Below are 17,207 nucleotides of genomic sequence, written 5' to 3'. Positions count from 1 at the left end.
GGCACATTAAAAACATACGAAGTCATAGTTATGCGCTTTGCGCATGGCTGAGGTGATGCCTTGGCGCTGCAATTTTGAGCAGGTGCCGCTTATATGAGGGTCATCGAAGCAAACGAAGCGCCACGGACTGGCAGCTGGCTTCGAAGCCCAAGGAAAGGGGATCATCATGAACGTAGCACGCTCCTTCAACAACTGGCGCAAGTATCGTCAAACCGTTGCGGAACTTGGTCGCATGTCGACCCGCGAGCTCAATGACCTCGGTATCGACCGCAGCGAAATCCGCTCCGTCGCCCGGGCCGCCGTTGCTCGCTAACGTCTGCTCGCGCCACCCAATATCCGATGTCGCCAAGCGCCTGCCTCGTTACGAGCGGGCGCTTTTGTTTTGTGATTTCGAGAGGGATCCGCGGTCATGAGCTTCCCGATCTTCGCATAGCGCATGCCTGGCCTGCAAAGAAATGCTAAGCAAAAATCCAGCTATATCTCCACGCGTCGAAGCGATGTACCTCCTCCCACATCGTTTCGAACATGCAGGCGGCCTACTCCTCCTCCCAGGGCTTCCTGCGGAACAGTGGTTCTTCCTCCTCCCGAGCCGCTGTTCGGTTATTTTGGAAAGCCTGCCGCACCTCCTCCCGCGGCAGGCTTTTTGTTTTCCGCTACTATTCAGAGCGGAAGAGCAAGCTGGGGTGCCACTTGCCGGACCTGCCGCTCAAGGGAGGAGAGAGTAACACCCAGAAGCCGAATGCCCTTGCGGAGCGGAAATATCGGCTGCAGCAAAAAGCTGATGATCTCCTCCAGCTCGGACATGGAGGCAAGCGGCGCGGATACGGTCTTGCTGCGGGTAATCTGCCGGAAATCGGAATATTTGACCTTCAGTGTCACCGTCTTGGCCGCAATGTCGTTGGCGTCGCAATAGCTCCAGACCTTTTCGATCAGCGGCTGGATTCCTTCGCGAGCCGGCTCGTAGCGCTGAAGATCTTCGGCGAATGTATCCTCGGCGCCGATGGATTTGCGCACACGGTTCGGCTTGACCTCGCGATTGTCGATCCCCCTGGCAATCCCGTAAAAGTAAGGTCCCGATTTGCCGAAATGCTCGATCAGAAAATCAAGTTCCTTCGTCTTCAGGTCGGCTCCCGTCTCGATGCCGAACCGATGCATCTTTTCGGCTGTTGCCGGCCCGACGCCATGGAATTTCTTTACGGGCAGTGCCTCGACGAAGAGCGGACCGGTCTTCGGCGTGATAACGAAGAGGCCGTCCGGTTTGCGCTGATCGCTTGCCATCTTGGCCAGGAACTTATTGTAGCTGACGCCGGCCGATGCCGTCAGCCCTGTCGCAGCCTTGATCTTTGCCCGGATTTCCGCGGCGATCTCGGTGGCAATTTCCATGCCTTTCAGGTTCTCGGTGACGTCGAGATAGGCTTCATCGAGCGATAGCGGCTCGACCATCGGCGTGTATTCGGCGAAGATCTCGCGGATTTGCAGCGACACTGCCCGATAGACATCGAATCGGGGTCTTACAAAGATCAGATCGGGACATTTGCGCTTTGCGGTCACCGACGGCATGGCGGAGTGGACGCCGAACTTACGCGCCTCATAGCTGGCCGCGGCGACGACGCCACGCGCCGCCGAGCCGCCGACGGCGACCGGCATTCCACGAAGCTCAGGATTGTCGCGCTGCTCGACCGACGCGTAGAAGGCATCCATGTCGATATGGATTATCTTCCGTCGCCGCGCAGCCGGATTGTCGCCATTCATATCTCAGCTTCCACCGGACGATGATATGCCCTCGGCCAGACATGGGAAATATGCATCGCATCTGTCCGCTATCCGCGTGCTCATTCTTTAGCAACCGATCGCCATGCGCCCCTCAGGTCAGAACATGCAGACTGGCTCACCAATGTATTGTGAACGAATATAGAACAAATTCGTTTCCCTCAAGCAGATACCATCCCGTAAAGACCTTCACGGAGATGGAAGACGATCGGGGTCGCCCTATCGCCAGACTAAGATCACCGACGCAGCCAGCAGTGAAGCCATAGCGATGTTGAAGATTTTCGCCGAATCTTGATTGCTGAGAAAACGCGCGATCAATGCCCCCATTCCAAGCCAGATCATGCCTGCGGGAAGAGCTGCGGCGGCGAAAAGCACCCCCATCTGGAGCGCCGCGTGGAATTCACCCTGTAGCGTGGGAGTAAAATAGGTACTGCCGGCACTCAGGGCGACGAGCCAGCCCTTCGGATTCAACCATTGGAAAAGGAATGCATTCACAAATCCCGTCGCTCTTGCCTGTGTGCCATCCTCCAACGTTCCCGCATTGACGATCCTCCAGGCAAGCCAAAGCAGGAAGAGCGAGCCGGCTATCTTCATTGCAACCACGATCACCGGCGCGGCGGCAACGATTTCTCCGACGCCAAAGGCGCTGAGCACAATCATCGAACCCATCCCGAGCGAGGCGCCGATTGGACAGGCAAGCCCTCGCAACGTGCCGACAGCGGCACCCGTGGACAGGATCATCGTGTTACTGGGGCCGGGCGTCACCGCCGCGATGAAAGCAAACAACAGGAATGCCAATGCTTGGGCCGTATCCATGCCCGTTCTCATGACGTTGTTGAATACTCAGCTAGCCTTTAAGGTCGGAACTACCCCAAGTATTGTATTTCTGTGCGAACATGGCCGAATGGCTCGTCAATCACACTGAGGCATTGCCCGGGATCGCGCGGATGCAGGCGCGGTTCCAGGGGTTCACGTTCTCACCGCACAGACATGATACCTACGCCGTAGGCATCACGACGCATGGTGTCCAAGCCTTCGACTATCGCGGCGTCTCCCATGGAAGCGGGTGCGGATTCGGCTTCGTCCTGCATCCCGACGAGCGACATGACGGGCGTGCGGGCACCGATGCCGGTTTCGGATATTCCATCGCCTATGTAAGCCCCGGACTCGTTCGGGATGCGCTCGAAGGAGCGGCATTGCCGTTCGTTCGTGATCCGGTCTCATCCGATCCTCGGTTAGTTACCGCTATCCGAGACTTGCTGATGCTGGCTCCCGTTGATCCAGAGATCGGTTCAGTTTCCGCGATCTCCGCCTTGGCGCTTGCCATGCGGGACCTGAGCGGGGATCAAGGCATGCACTCGCTCCGCCTCGATCAAGCCGCCCTGCGACGCGCGGAAGCTTTATTGCACGAGCCACGCGACAGGCGCGTTTCCATGGCCGAACTCGAACATCACGTCGGCTTGTCGCGATGGGAACTTGCGCGGCAGTTCCGCATGCACTTCGGAGTCAGCCTGGCGCGGTTCAATCTCTTGCGCCGCCTGGAGCAGGCCCAACATCTGATCCAGAGCGGCAATACCATCGTAGAGGCGGCCCTTGCATGTGGCTTCACTGACCAGGCGCACATGACGAGAGCGTTCAGGCAGGCTTACGGTCTGACGCCGGGACGATGGGTCAATTTCGCAAGGGCGGCGGATCGGGAGCACGATGCGCTGCAGCGGGACTTTCAGGCGGTCTTTGGTGAAGCCGGCTTTCGGGCGAGGACCAGCAAGTTGCCCAGCAGCACGGCCGCAAGCCCGACCCCCGCAAGCGGTGTCATGCGATAGCCCTCGAGGAGCATGGAGACCGTAAGCGCCACGACCGGAAAGAGCACTGTCATGTAAGCCGCCCTTTCCGGCCCTAGCCTGTGCACCACGGTGAGATAGGTCGTAAAACCGATGACTGAACCGGGAATGGCGAGATAGAGCAGCGAGCCGACATAGACGGGTGAAAGATCGAAGGTGAAGGGAACGCCTCGCGCCAGGGCGAAAAGGGAAACGATTGTAGCTCCATAGAGCATCGCCCAGGCATTGACCGATGCCACGGGCAGGCCGTGGCTCTGATTGCGCGCGGCCACGAGATTGCCCGCGGAGAAAAACCATGTTCCGAGCAGCGCAAGCGCCAGGCCGATGGCCGTTTCGTGGTCCAGAGCTGCGCCTGCCACCGTCTCCCAAAACAGGCAGGTTATGCCCGCCACGCCGATTGCGGCGCCGGCAAGAATCCGCGGCGCGGGACGCCTGCCGTGGACCAGGAATGCATTGATCAGATTGAAGATCGTAGCCGCGGAGAAGACCACCGAGACGATGCCGCTCGGAATGTAGTTCGTGGCGATGTAAAAGCAGATAAAGTTGCAAGAGAACAGGCAAAGGGCCTGCAGGATGACATAGGGCTGGTGCCGGGCGGGAATGGGATGAAGCCTGCGCGTCAGTTTGAGGACGAGGAACAGCACCGCTGCGGCGAGCGCGAAGCGGTAGGCGATCGATGCCTCGATCGGTACCGCGCCGAGCTGGTTCTTGATGGCGATCCAGGTGGTTCCCCAGATGAAGACGGTCAAGGCATAATAGAAGGTGATCACGGGTCATTTTCCGGTGGTTGCTTGAAATATGATGACCCAGTGCCCGGATAATGAGCCCTTGTCTGCTCAGGCTTTGGGGTGCCATTGCACATTCTTGGGCTTTTTCAGGCTGGGGCACTGCACAAAGCGCGATCGGCCTTGAGATTCCCGAACAGAGTTCGCATTGGTGGAGAATGGAGAAGAATAGCCCGAGCGTCAGCGAAGCTCTCGCCAGAACCGGCGCACATCTTGAGCGTGCGGGGTCGGCCGGTCGCGGCCTGTCGGTCGCCGAATGGAGCAACCGCGACAACCGCGCCTGCTACGATCGGCCCGGCCACCACACGCTCAGCATCTATCTCTCCGGCGGGGAAAGGGTCGTTCGCGAGGACGGGCAGATTTCCGGCGGCGCACCGGACAAGCTGTGCCTGCTCCCGGCAGGACACGAAAGCCGATGGCTTATCGGCGGCCCGATCAGAATGTTCCACCTCTACATCGATCCGGAGGTTCTGGCCTATCAGGCGCTCACGGCCTTTGACGTCGATCCGCGGCATGTCGATCTCATGGATCTCACCTTTGTGGATGATCCGGCCATGTCGATGATCGTGCGCGGTGGTGTCCTGCCGCTCGATTGGAACGAGAGGAGCGACCGTGTGGCGCTCGACTTGGCCTGCCATCTTCTGATCCATCATACGCTCAGGCGCCATATCAGGCGGGCGGAACGGGAGATCGTCCGCGGCGGTCTTTCGCCATCGGTCCGTCGCAGGATCGTCGACCATATCGAGGCGCATCTGGAGCAAGCGTTGACGCTCGACCAACTCGCGTCCGAGGCTGGGCTGAGCACCTTCCATTTCGCCAAGATGTTTCGCATCAGCTTCGGGATGCCGCCACACCGTTACCTGGCCGAGCGCCGCGTCGAGAGGGCCAGGAACCTATTGCGCTCAGGAAGCATCGAGCTTGTGCAGGTGGCGCTGGCCTGCGGCTATGCGTCACAAAGCCATTTCACGAAAGCGTTCAGGTCAGCCACCGGAATTACGCCGGGCGAATGGCGGAACCTCTATAGCTGAGTGCAGGCCGAGTTGAGGGGCCGCGCTGCTCCTTGCACTCATCCCTTCTGCTGACGCCGACGTCCACCGCATATCTCCATCCGGCTGGCGGGGACCCGGAGCAGTCCATTGAAAATCTGTGTCTGACGTACTGACCGTATGATCATTCGCATAAAATCCACATGCGCGCCTTCTCGAATCGGCTAAGAGCGTCGCCATGATCATCGAACACCGCCGTCTAGCCATGCAAAAAGCTCTCGACCGTATCCGCAATGCGGAGCTGCCGCTCGAGCAGGATCCGCGATTTCTCAGGTGGATCGAGCAGTGGATCGCCGGGGAGCTTGAAATGGCCGACATTCGCCAGCTATATGCTGCGCTGCTACGGGAGCGATCGTCCGGTCGAGTAACTTCCGCTTCAGCTCCCATCGAAGAGGCTGATGATATCAGCGCCGATGTCCTCGGAGGATAAGGAGCCTTTGGAGCCAATTTTTCGCGCCGCACCTGCTCGGACGGGTGATGCCCACTTTTGCCGCTTGACCTCAAGCGCAAGCCCTCGCATACTTCAAAAATCCCATATCCAATCGGATTTCCACGCTCGCCTGCAGGTCGGAGGAGTGGACGTCAAGTCCACCTTGATCGAGCAGGTGCCAGCCGCGGAGGACAATCGTGACCAGCAACCGTATCGACGCGGCCGCGAAGCATCTGCTTGATGCGCGCAGGAATGGCTTCCGTCTGGAAGGACTTTCTAGCGAGTATATTCCTGCGGATCGCGAGACCGCCTTTGCGATCCAGGACGCGCTGATCGCGCAGAGCGGTGAGGAGATCGGCGGCTGGAAGATTGCGGCCGATGCCGGTCCTGATCCACTCTGCTCGCCTCTGCTTGCCTCCGCCTATCGATTGCCCGACGAACCACTTGGCATGGAGCGCACGATGGCGACGATCGTCGAGGCGGAAGTCGCCGTGAGCATCGGCAGCGATCTGCCGCCGCGTGACAGAAATTATACCGATGAGGAGATCGAAGCCGCGATCGCCGCGGCCCGCCCCGCGCTGGAAGTCCTGGGCACCCGCTTCAACAGAAGTTTCGTTATACCGCCGTTGCTGGCGGTGGCCGATCTGCAGAACAACTCCGCTGTTGTCGCCGGTCCTGAAGACAAGGATTGGCGCAAGATCGACTTCTCGACGCTTCCCATTCGCCTAGGCATAGGCGGAGACAGGGTGCTTGAGGTCGATCGCGGAGCGTCGAAGACGGAGATAGTCACCGCCTTGACATGGCTCGCAAATACTCGTGCCCGGCGCCATGGCGGATTGAAGGCCGGCCAGATCATTATCACCGGCTCTCGTGTCAACTTGCCGATCGGTCAGCCGGGCGATCGGATCACCGCGGATTTCGGAGCGCTCGGCACGATCGCGATAAGCCTTATCTAATCGTCGGAGGAGTGATCATGGACTATACGCGACTTGGAAAGACCGGCCTAGAAGTTAGCCGGCTATGCTTAGGCTGTATGTCTTTCGGCATACCGGATGACAGTCGTCCCTGGATCCTGCAGGACGAAGAGGCCTGGCCGCTGTTCAAGCGCGCCTTCGAGGCCGGCATCAATTTCTACGACACGGCCAATATCTATGCTGCCGGGACCAGCGAGGAACTGACGGGCCGCATGCTGAAGAAGCTCGGCAGCCGCGACAGTTTCGTACTCGCAACAAAGGTATTCAACCGCATGTCGGAAGGGCCGAACGGAGCGGGTCTCAGCCGTAAATCGATCTTTGCCGAGATCGACAACAGCCTGCGCCGATTGCAGACCGATTATGTCGATCTCTATCAGATCCATCGCTGGGACTATTTCACGCCGATCGAGGAGACCCTGGAAGCGCTGCACGACCTCGTCAAAGCCGGCAAGGTGCGCTATATCGGCGCCTCGTCGATGTATGCCTGGCAATTTGCAAAGGCACTCTATACGGCAGATCTCAACGGCTGGACGCGCTTCGTCTCGATGCAGAACGAGGTGAACCTGCTGTTTCGCGAGGAAGAGCGTGAGATGCTGCCGCTCTGCGCCGACCAGGGAGTAGGCGTCATCCCGTGGAGCCCTCTTGGCGGCGGCAAGCTCGCCCGACCGTGGGGCGAGGTTACCAAACGCAACCAGACGGACCGCTTCAACAAGACCATGTATGAAAGGACGGAAGGCGGAGCGATGGACGTCGTTGCCGCCGTGCAGTCCCTGTCGCAGAAGCGCGGTGTGCCGATGGCGCAGATCGCGCTCGCCTGGACCCTGCAAAAGAGTGAAATCACCGCGCCGATCGTCGGCGCCAGCAAGCTTTCGCATGTCGACGACGCGATCGCCGCACTCGGTCTGAGCCTCTCAACCGAGGAAGTAGCGAGCCTCGAAGAGCCCTATCAGGCTCGCTTCGCACCGGCCTATATCGCGCCGGGCGACGCCGCTACGCGCGGCCGTCGTCTGCCCGAACCGCGGAGCTAACGCCCGCTGACCGATAGGCTTTGCCGCGAAGCGCTTGCGCGATCATTCGATATGATCGCGCATTGCAGCCTCCTTCGCAGAGGGGGTATAAATAGCTGGAAAATCTCTCGCTTTTGGTGAACTGAGTCTTGCCGGAAGCGCAGAGCGATCATCACCGGATCATTCGAAGATAAAAGTATCCGATTACAATCAATTTTTTATGCCGAAGGACGGGTATACATCCTGATCTTCAACTTCTGTAATATCAATGTCACGTGGACTTCCTAAGGAGTGGTTCTCGAAGAACCGCAACAGCGAGGTCCGACCATGCGTAAACTCCTTCTTGCCCTGGCATCGGCGACGATGCTCGTCGGCGCAGCCAATGCCGCCACTGTCTATCCGCTCGATCGCGCCACCGTGCTCGCCGGCTCGCCTTTTGATTTCAAGGTCGAATTCTCCAAGGTCGTGAAGCCGGAAGACGTCAAGGTCACGGTGAACGGGGAAGCCTATGACGCCGTGTTCGGCAAGAAGGCTGACTTCATCGCCGAGGAAAAGGGCAAGGAAGACAAGATTCTCGGCTCCGCCCTGATCCTGCGCGATCTGACCATCGCCAAGGCCGGCGCCTACAAGATCGAGGTTTCGGCCGGCGACGAGACAAAGACGGTAAACTGGGATGTCTACGCGACTGCCGCCCAGCCCAAGGCCAAGAACATCATCTTCCTGCTCGGCGACGGTCTGTCGGTCGCCCATCGCACGGCTGCTCGCATCATGTCCAAGGGCATGACCGAGGGCAAGGCCAATGGTCGCCTCGCCATGGACGATGTTCCGCCGGTTGCCTTCATCGGCACGTCCTCGACCCATGCGATCGCCACCGACAGCGCCAACACCATGTCGGCCTACATGACCGGCCACAAGGCGCGCGTGAACGCGCTCGGCGTCTATGCCGATCGCACGCCGGCCACCCTGGACGACCCGAAGGTCGAGACCATGGGCGAAGCGCTGCGCCGCACCACGAAGAAGTCGCTCGGCATCGTCGCCACCTCCGAAGTGGAGGATGCGACGCCATCGGCTCTCGTTTCCCACACCCGCAGCCGCAACGACAAGGCCGATATCGTCGGTATGTTCTACAAGGTGAAGCCTGACGTGCTGCTTGGCGGCGGCTCGGCCTATTTCCTCGCCAAGGACGTCCCTGGTTCCAAGCGCAAGGACGACAAGGATTACATCGCCCTGTTCAAGGATGCCGGCTATGCGCTGGCAACCGACAAGACGGACCTTGCCGCTGCCGCCGGCTCGAACCAGGAGAGGCTGCTCGGCCTGTTCCACACCGGCAACCTGGACTTCGCGCTGGACCGCATGCAGCTCAAGAAGGGCACGGTCGACAAGTTCCCGAACCAGCCTGGTCTCGTGGACATGACCAAGGCCGCCCTCGACAAGCTCTCTAAGAATCCCGAAGGCTTCTTCCTGATGGTTGAAGGCTCGTCCATCGACAAGGCCAGCCATCCCCTCGACTGGGAGCGCTCGGTGGTCGACACGATCGAGTTCGACAAAGCCATTGCCGTCGCCCGTGAATTCCAGGCCAAGAACCCCGACACGCTGATCGTGGTCACCGGTGACCATACCCACGGCGTCGGGATCATCGGCACTGTCGACGACGACAAGCCAGGCGAGGAAATGCGCGAGAAGGTCGGCACCTACGACGACGCCGGCTTCCCGAACTATGAAGACAAGGACGGCGACGGCTATCCGGATCGCGTCGATGTTTCTCGCCGCCTGTTCATGGCCGCCAACAACGGCCCGGACCACTATGAAACCTTCCGTCCGAAGCTCGATGGTCCGTTCGTTCCGGCCGTACAGAACGAGAAGAAGGAATATGTCGCCAACGAAGCCTACAAGAACGTCCCCGGCGCGGTCTTCGTGCAGGGCAACATTCCGAAGGAAGGCGACAGTGGCGTCCACTCCGTGGACGACGTGGTTCTGCAGGCTGTCGGCCCGGGCGCTGAAGGCTTCCGCGGCTACATGGAACAGAGCGACGTCTACCGCGTGCTGGTCGATGCCTTCGCGTTGGGCGCAGCCACGAACTAAGGGCTTTTGTCCCACACAATGGGCAGGCGGCCGTGTGCCGCCTGTTCGTGTTATTGCGGCGGGACGAGGAAGCGTGTGCGGTTTCCCGCCCGCAGCCCTGCCTTTCCCCGTGAAGGATGAGGTCGTGGGCGTGGTATGACGAGGCAAGGAATCTGGCGATGACGGAAAAAACCTTTGGCCCGATGAAGAGGCGGCAGATGCTCGGCGCGTTGGTGGCCTCACTTGCGGTTTTGCCTGTGCGACGGGTCCTCGCCGAAGAAAGGCTCGGTTTCAACGAGCTCTACAAGAGCTTCGGTGTTCTCGGCCTGGAATTCTCCGACAAAGTGAAGCAGCTGAAGGGGCGGGAGGTCGCGGTCAATGGGTTCATGGCGCCGCCGCTCAAGGCGGAAGCCGCCTTCTTCGTGCTTACCGAAATTCCGATGTCGCTCTGCCCGTTCTGCTCTTCCGACGCCGACTGGCCGGACAACATCGTGGTCGTCTATCTGGCGCGTAAGCAGACCTTCGTGCAGTTCAATGCTCCGATCACCGCGCGCGGCATGCTCGAGTTCGGATCCTGGGTCGATCCGGAAACCGGGTTCGTCAGCCAGTTGCGCCTGCGCGACGCCTCGTTTGAGACGGTGTAACGCATGCTTTCACTCGACATTTCCGGCCTGGAGTTGCGCTTTCCCGGTCTCGCCGACCCGGTTCTTTCCATCGACCGCTTTCATCTTCCGACCGGCGGGCGGCTTGCCGTCACCGGCGCGTCCGGGTCGGGCAAGAGCACGCTGGTCAACGCCATCACCGGGCTGGAGCGCGTGACACGGGGCTCCGTATCCTGGAACGGCACGGACATTACCCGCCTTTCCGCCATTCGCCGCGACGCTTACCGCGCCGGACATATCGGCTTGGTGATGCAGGATTTCCATCTCTTTCCCGGCCTCTCGGCCTTCGACAATGTCGTCTTGCCGATCAGGCTGGCGCGCCGGTTGAGGCGCGAGGAGGCGGAGCGCGCCCGCGCCCTTCTCGACGCCACCGGCATTGCCCGGCCGGACCAGAAAATCGAGACGCTTTCGCGCGGCGAGATGCAGCGCGTCGCCGTCGCCCGCGCGCTGCTTTCCAAGCCGGGCGTGGTTGTCGCCGACGAGCCGACCGCGAGCCTCGACCGCCGCACTGGCGAGGAGGTGGCGGATCTCCTGGTCAGGCTTTCGCGGGAGGAGGGCGCAACCCTCATCATCGTCACTCACGATCCGGCGCTCACCGAACGGCTCGACCGGCGCATTCGTCTTGTCGGTGGCGTGATCGCGGAAGATAGCGGGGAGGCTCAAGCGGCATGATCGCCTTCATTCTCGCCGATCTCAGACGGTTCAAGGGAGGGGCAGTCGCCGTGGTCGTGCTGATCGCCCTCTCTGTCGCGCTTTCCGTGGTCGTGACGCTACAGGAGCGGGCGGTGCGACTTGGTAGCGCCCGGGCGGCAGAAAAATTCGATCTTCTGGTCGGCGCTTCCGGCAGCGAGACGCAGCTTGCGCTCTCGGCGGTGTTCCTGCAGCCCGCGCCGCTGCCACTCATGTCCGGCAAGGTGCTGGAGAAGCTTTCCGGCGATCCGCGCGTGGCGCTTGCCGCACCTGTCGGCTTCGGCGATTCCTCCTTCGGTTTTCCGATCGTGGGGACGACGACGGCGCTCGTTTCGGCACTTTCGCCAGCGCTTGCAGAGGGCGTCCCGTTTGCGCGGTTGGGCGAGGCGGTGGTCGGCGCGGATGTGCCGATGTCGCCTGGCGCGGAGCTAAAGCCGATGCATGGCACGATCGAGACGGGCGGCGAGACTCACACGGAGGTCGTCTACCGGGTGACGGGCAGGATGACGCCGACGGGCACAGCCTGGGACCGGGCGATCCTCGTGCCGATCCGCACCGTCTGGGAGCTTCACGGTATGGGTGGCGCGGAAGAACACGCGCATGAGCACGGCGAAGAAGACCACGCGGATGGTGACCACGCGCCAGAAGCCGGTGCGCGGGAGCGCGAGCATCATCACGGCCACGTCGATCCCGATGCTGCGCTTGACGAGCATTTCACTGAGGACACGCCGGGCGTGCCGGCTGTTCTCGTCAAACCGAAAACGATCGCCGACGCCTACCGGCTGCGGCAGGAATACCGGACGGAAACGACGCTCGCCGTCTTTCCGGCCGAAGTGCTGACGCGGCTTTACGGGACGCTCGGCGATGCGCGCAGCCTGTTGCTCGCGATCGCCATCGGCACGCAGGGCATCGTCGTTGCGGCGATCCTGTTGGTCGCGATCATGCATATCGGCTCGCGGCGGCGGCAGATCGGGGCGCTTCGGGCGCTCGGTGCACCGATGCGTGCGGTGGTCTGGCTGGTCTGGGGTGAACTGTTCCTGTTGTTTCTAGCCGGCATCATTCTCGGCGGCGGTCTCGGCTTTATCGTCGCCGAAGTGGTCTCGGCGCGGCTGACGGCGGCGACCGCGGTGAGGCTGCCGGTGGAGTTCTCGGTGGAGGACATGCGATTTGCGGTGGGTTTCGTCATCACCGCCGCCGTAGTCTCGCTCGTGCCCGCGCTGGCCGCACTCAGAACGAGCCCCGCCGCGGCGCTGCGTTCATGATCCGTTGAGTGCAGGGCGTTGCCATGACGAACCTGGCCGCAGCGCATCCTTTGAAGCGGCAGACGAGGATGGACTATCAAGGCCTGGGGTCAGACATCTAGCCCGATGCTGTCGAGCAGCTTTCTTTTGGTTCCATACCGAGAGGCCGGCAATCGATGATTTAATAACTTGACAATAATCCACCAGATTTTATTCCGTTGAGCATATTATTGGGCGATTGGAATACGGGTACATATCGATCGTGGGATTTAGCTGGCTCATTGGGAAGAAAATATTCAATCGAAACGAGCTGGATTCCTCGCGGTTGTTTTGGGCAGTCATGTCTCCCGTTCATCTGGACCGCGGCGAGGCAACGTCAGAGCGGGCGGGATGCTGGCAGCCCTGAGCAACATCTTTCTGCTGAACAGAAGCTCGCTGGTCGGTTCTGTCCTCAAGATCGTGCGTGACAGGCAAACAGCGGAGGATCTGGCGCAGGAAGCTTATCTCAGGGCATGCAAGGCCCTTGAGACGAACAGGATCGACCATCTCGAAGGGTTCCTCTACCAGACGGCCCGAAATCTGGCGCTTGATCATCAACGCCGACGCAAAGTTCGCGAGCGATATGAAGAGATCGGCGTCAGCGGAAACGAGATCGAGAACGTGGCCTTCGAGGCGCCTTCCGCCGAAGAGGCGATGATCGAGCGGGAACAGCTTCGTCTGTTCGACGAAGCCCTGCGAGGCCTGCCTGAAAGGGCGCGTAAAGCCTGGGCGCTCTCCCAGCTTGAAGGCTGGACTTACGCGCGGATTGCCGAACATCTCGGCGTTTCGCGTAATACCGTCTATAACGACATCAAACTTATCATGGGACATTGCCACGATGTGCTTGCCCGCCTGGACCGAAGCTGATGCCTTTTGCCGATAGGGAGCCGAGTGTCGTGGCGTCCTTTCAGGGAGTATACGGACCTTCTCGAACGGCTGGTTCAGCGGCCGCGGAGGCGATTTTTGTGACGGCGGCGCCCGTCAAACGTCTCACGAGCAAGAGCGCCCGAATTAACGACCGGCGGATGGCCTGAGTGGGACACGAACGAGCAGGGGATTCCAGACCTGGTTACAAGCATCCCGATCCGGCAACGGACGAGGCGCTGGACTGGTTCATGCGCCTGCGCGAAGACAATGACGCCGCTACTATGGCGGAGTTCGATCGCTGGAGGGAGGGCGACCCCGACAGGGGCGAAGCCTTCGCAAGACTTTCCCAGTTGCACGCGATGCCGTCCCTGCGCAAAGCAACCGAAAAGGATGCGGAACGGTTGGGCCTTAGAGCCAACTCTCAGGTGGTTGTTGCCTTGCCGCCGCGGCGCAGGTATGCGCGGAGGTGGGTCTCGGGCTTGTCTGCGATCGCCGCCGCGTTGCTGGTTGCGGTGGGATGGCAGCAATATCCGACGCTGATGCTCCACTGGCGCTCTGACTACATGACCACGACCGGCGAACGTCAGACGGTCTCCCTTCCTGATGGCTCGGCTGTCACCCTGAATACGGCTTCCGCCATCGCCATCGACTTCGAGGGCGGCCGTCGTCGTGTCTCTCTCCTGGAAGGCGAAGCGTTTTTTGACGTTCGCCACGACGCAGCTCACCCCTTCGTCGTGGCGGGGCATTTCTCCGAGGTCGAAGTCAAGGGCACCGCGTTCGGTGTCCGGACCGACGACCAGGAGGATCTGGTCGTTCTCGAACGTGGCAGTATCGAGGTGCGTCGTACGGCGAACAAAGCCGATCTCGCCTTGCTAAAACCCAGCCAGATGGTTGTCGCCACCGCGGTCGGCCTTTCGCCGGTCCGCGATGCAGATCCCGCGCAATCTCTCGCTTGGCGCGACGGCCGCATCGTCTTTCACGACAGACCGTTCCGCACGGCGCTTGCCGATCTCAAGCGTTATTACGCCGGCTCCGTTGTCGTGATGACGAATCGCGTCGGCAATCGGATGGTCAGCGGCAATTATCGCATTGACGATCCGGAAGCCGCGATCCGCACCTTGGCGACTTCCGCCGGCGCTGCCGTAACCCGTCTGCCGGGTGGCCTCCTAATCTTGCGGTAAAAATCAACTTTTTTTGTGACGACTACCACCCGTCATCGTCATTGCTGTCGAGGGCAGAGTTCTCGCACGGTGCGATGGCAGTCCTCTAATCGGACGTGAGGGCTTAATCGCATGGCAGGGTTGGGGAAGGCGCGTGGTAACGGGGCTGCGGTCGCGCGCAAGAGGAAAGTGACAAGACAACACCTGGCGTCGGCACTGCTGAGTTCGTCGATCCTGGGCTGTGCCGCACTCATGGCTCCTCCGATTGCGATGGCTCAGACGTCAGAGCCGGCGAGCGCCAGCCAATCCCTTCGGTTCTCTATTCCCGCGCAATCGCTTGCCTCGGCCGTCGATGCCTTCAGCCGCGTAACAGGATGGCAGGTGGGCTACTCGTCGCAGCTGGCGCGCTCGACCAGCACAAAAGCGGTGTCGGGCACAATGTCGCCAAGCCAGGCCCTTCAGGCGATGCTTGCTGGAACCGGCATACATATTCGTATCACCGGACCAACGAGCGCGGCTTTGGTGGATCCACCGACTGCAAGCGTAGACGCTGCAAGTGATGGCTCGACCATGCTCGCTCCCATCACCATCGAAGGATCGCAGTCTCCATTCGGGCCGACCGATGGCTATATCGCAGCGGATTCGCAAACCGCCACCAAGACCGGGACGCCGCTGATCGAGACACCGCAATCCGTCTCCGTCATCACGCGCAAGCAGATCGAAGACCAGAATTCCAAGACGATTTCCGAGGCGCTGCGCTATACGCCGGGTGTCGCCGCCGAAACGCGCACGGGACGATACGATTATCCGAATATCCGCGGCTTCGGTTCGCCCGGCGGCTCGGAAGCAAACTGGATCGGATTGATGGACGGGCTGCGCATGCCCCGCGGCATATACTACATAGCGCCGTCAATCGACCCCTATATGCTCGAGAGGGTGGAAGTTCTGAAAGGCCCCTCGTCGATCCTCTATGGCGCCGTCAATCCTGGAGGGGTCGTGAACCTCTGGAGCAAGCGACCGACCAGTGAACCGCTGCACGAGATCGAGGTCCAGTATGGTACGTTCGAGCGCAAGCAGGTTGGTTTCGACTTCAGCGGTCCGCTCAACGAGGACGACACGCTGCTCTACCGTCTCACCGGAGTCGGACGCGATGCCAATTCGCAGGTCGATTTCGCCGAAGATCAGCGGCTCTCGATTTCTCCTGCACTGACCTGGCAGCCGGATGCCGATACCAAGCTTACCATCCTGAGCAATGCCCAACGCGACCCGAACGCCGGCAATTTCAACTATCTGCCCTATGTCGGCACGGTCGTCGACGCATCCTGGGGTAAATTGCCTCGCCATTTTACCGAGGCCGATCCGAATTTCGACGAGTCGAGGCGCGAGCAATACGCACTGGGCTACGAGTTCGAACATCGTTTCAACGATATCTGGACGGTGCGGCAGAACCTGCGCTTCATGCACGCCGACTACGACTACAAATCGGTTTTCCAGAACGGCTGGCTGACGCCGACGGAACTTTCCAGACAGTCGATCCAGTCGATCGAGTCCTTTGACGGTTTTGCCGTCGACAATCAGGCGCAGGCGGAATTTGGGACCGGAGAGGTCGAGCACACGGCGTTGTTTGGAGTGGACTACCGTCACAACAGTGCCGACGTGCTGATGGGCTATGGCGCCGTCGATCCGCTGGACGTGCTCAATCCCGTCTACTACCAGAATATCGCTTCGCCGAGCCTGGACTATGCGACCGACCAGAAGCTTAGCCAGGTCGGTGTCTACCTGCAGGACCAGATGAAATGGGGCGGACTGTCGCTGCTGACAGGCATTCGGGGCGACTGGGTCGATGCCGAAACGCGCAACAACTACGCTCCGGAATTTGTCCCGCAATCGGACAAGGCTTTCTCCTGGCGTGCCGCGCTCATGTATAATTTCGACAACGGCCTCGCCCCCTATGCGAGCTACTCGACGTCCTTCGAGCCGGTGCTTGGTACGGACTGGTTCGGAAACCCGTTCAAACCGACGAAGGGCGAGCAGTACGAAGTCGGCATCAAGTATCAGCCGGATGGCTGGAGAAGCTTTGTCACGGCATCCTTGTTCGACATCACCCAGCAGAACGTCAAGACAGCGGACCCCGACACGTCGCATCCCTATGCCTCCGTCCAGACCGGCGAGGTACGGTCGCGAGGTGTCGAACTGGAGGCCCACGTAAACCTCACCGACAATTTCAGCCTGACCGGCTCCTATTCCTACGTCGACATCGAAAATACGAGGGATACGAACTTCCAAGGCAAGCGGCCCTATGGCGTGCCGAGCCAACTCGCATCTTTGTGGGCAAACTATGAATTCGACGATGGTCCGCTGGATGGCCTCAGCCTTGGCGGCGGCGTGCGCTATGTCGGATCGTCCTATGGAGATGCCGCCAATTCGCTGAAGGTTCCATCCTACACGCTTGTCGACGCGGCGTTGCGTTATGATTTCGGCAAGGTGAATCCCGACATGAAGGGACTGCAGCTGTCGCTCAATGCGATCAATCTCTTCGACAAGAAGTATGTCTCATCCTGCTGGAACGAGAATTCATGCTTCTACGGCAACGGGCGCACCATAACGGGTACGCTCAAGTACCAGTGGTAGCGC

The 17,207-nt window shown here is 60.4% G+C and carries 16 protein-coding genes; 13 read left to right on the top strand and 3 right to left on the bottom strand.

All coding sequences use genetic code 11. The features are described 5' to 3' along the window. Positions 1 to 166 precede the first annotated feature (166 nt). Positions 167 to 313 (top strand): DUF1127 domain-containing protein, encoded by a 147-nt coding sequence (locus AAE029_RS09990; protein ID WP_371072673.1) that lies wholly within the window; start codon positions 167 to 169, stop codon positions 311 to 313. A gap of 347 nt (positions 314 to 660) precedes the next feature. On the opposite strand, the gene dinB is transcribed toward AAE029_RS09990, so the two are convergent. Then, positions 661 to 1,752, bottom strand: a complete 1,092-nt coding sequence (dinB, locus tag AAE029_RS09985) for a DNA polymerase IV (RefSeq protein WP_371072672.1) — start codon at positions 1,750 to 1,752, stop codon at positions 661 to 663. Between the two features lie 237 nt (positions 1,753 to 1,989). Next, the gene (locus AAE029_RS09980; protein WP_371072671.1) at positions 1,990 to 2,568 is read right to left on the bottom strand and encodes a LysE family translocator; all 579 of its coding nucleotides are present in this window, start codon (positions 2,566 to 2,568) and stop codon (positions 1,990 to 1,992) included. A 98-nt stretch (positions 2,569 to 2,666) separates the two neighbouring features. On the opposite strand from AAE029_RS09980, the gene AAE029_RS09975 reads away from it, so the two are divergent. Then, the gene (locus tag AAE029_RS09975) at positions 2,667 to 3,593 is read left to right on the top strand and encodes a helix-turn-helix domain-containing protein (protein WP_371072670.1); all 927 of its coding nucleotides are present in this window, start codon (positions 2,667 to 2,669) and stop codon (positions 3,591 to 3,593) included. Here the strand turns inward: AAE029_RS09975 and AAE029_RS09970 are convergent. After that, a complete protein-coding gene (locus tag AAE029_RS09970; RefSeq protein WP_371072669.1) occupies positions 3,494 to 4,381 on the bottom strand; it encodes a DMT family transporter in 888 nt (295 codons plus the stop codon). The two genes, AAE029_RS09975 and AAE029_RS09970, sit on opposite strands and share 100 nt — an antisense overlap. Before the next feature lie 173 nt (positions 4,382 to 4,554). Between AAE029_RS09970 and AAE029_RS09965 the strand changes: the two genes are divergently transcribed. From AAE029_RS09965 to AAE029_RS09915, 11 genes are all read left to right on the top strand, one after another. After that, the gene (locus AAE029_RS09965) at positions 4,555 to 5,424 is read left to right on the top strand and encodes a helix-turn-helix domain-containing protein (protein ID WP_371072668.1); all 870 of its coding nucleotides are present in this window, start codon (positions 4,555 to 4,557) and stop codon (positions 5,422 to 5,424) included. A 196-nt stretch (positions 5,425 to 5,620) separates the two neighbouring features. After that, positions 5,621 to 5,872 carry a hypothetical protein gene (locus tag AAE029_RS09960; RefSeq protein WP_371072667.1) on the top strand — a complete coding sequence of 84 codons (252 nt, stop codon included), beginning with the start codon at positions 5,621 to 5,623 and terminating at the stop codon, positions 5,870 to 5,872. A gap of 197 nt (positions 5,873 to 6,069) precedes the next feature. Next, positions 6,070 to 6,828, top strand: coding sequence for a 2-keto-4-pentenoate hydratase (locus tag AAE029_RS09955; RefSeq protein WP_371072666.1), 759 nt, complete (start codon positions 6,070 to 6,072; stop codon positions 6,826 to 6,828). A 17-nt stretch (positions 6,829 to 6,845) separates the two neighbouring features. Next, positions 6,846 to 7,874 carry an aldo/keto reductase gene (locus AAE029_RS09950; RefSeq protein ID WP_371072665.1) on the top strand — a complete coding sequence of 343 codons (1,029 nt, stop codon included), beginning with the start codon at positions 6,846 to 6,848 and terminating at the stop codon, positions 7,872 to 7,874. A gap of 306 nt (positions 7,875 to 8,180) precedes the next feature. Continuing rightward, entirely contained in the window at positions 8,181 to 9,935 is a 1,755-nt protein-coding gene (locus tag AAE029_RS09945; protein ID WP_371072664.1) for an alkaline phosphatase, read from the top strand. 158 nt (positions 9,936 to 10,093) lie between these two features. Then, entirely contained in the window at positions 10,094 to 10,558 is a 465-nt protein-coding gene (locus AAE029_RS09940) for a hypothetical protein (RefSeq protein WP_371072663.1), read from the top strand. Positions 10,559 to 10,561: 3 nt separating this feature from the next. Further along, complete coding sequence (locus AAE029_RS09935) at positions 10,562 to 11,248, top strand: ABC transporter ATP-binding protein (RefSeq protein WP_371072662.1); 687 nt, start codon at positions 10,562 to 10,564, stop codon at positions 11,246 to 11,248. Then, positions 11,245 to 12,528: an FtsX-like permease family protein gene (locus tag AAE029_RS09930; RefSeq protein WP_371072661.1), complete on the top strand. Its 1,284-nt coding sequence runs from the start codon at positions 11,245 to 11,247 to the stop codon at positions 12,526 to 12,528. The genes AAE029_RS09935 and AAE029_RS09930 overlap by 4 nt, the downstream gene beginning before the upstream one ends. Positions 12,529 to 12,897: 369 nt before the next feature. Then, positions 12,898 to 13,413 (top strand): RNA polymerase sigma factor, encoded by a 516-nt coding sequence (locus AAE029_RS09925; RefSeq protein ID WP_371072660.1) that lies wholly within the window; start codon positions 12,898 to 12,900, stop codon positions 13,411 to 13,413. Between the two features lie 167 nt (positions 13,414 to 13,580). Then, entirely contained in the window at positions 13,581 to 14,594 is a 1,014-nt protein-coding gene (locus AAE029_RS09920; protein WP_371072659.1) for a FecR domain-containing protein, read from the top strand. A 168-nt stretch (positions 14,595 to 14,762) separates the two neighbouring features. Continuing rightward, positions 14,763 to 17,204 (top strand): TonB-dependent siderophore receptor, encoded by a 2,442-nt coding sequence (locus AAE029_RS09915; protein WP_371072658.1) that lies wholly within the window; start codon positions 14,763 to 14,765, stop codon positions 17,202 to 17,204. Positions 17,205 to 17,207 lie beyond the last annotated feature (3 nt).

Source organism: Sinorhizobium sp. CB7 (genome assembly GCF_041357635.1).
GTDB lineage: Bacteria > Pseudomonadota > Alphaproteobacteria > Rhizobiales > Rhizobiaceae > Rhizobium.
This window is presented reverse-complemented; position numbering and strand designations above follow the sequence as displayed.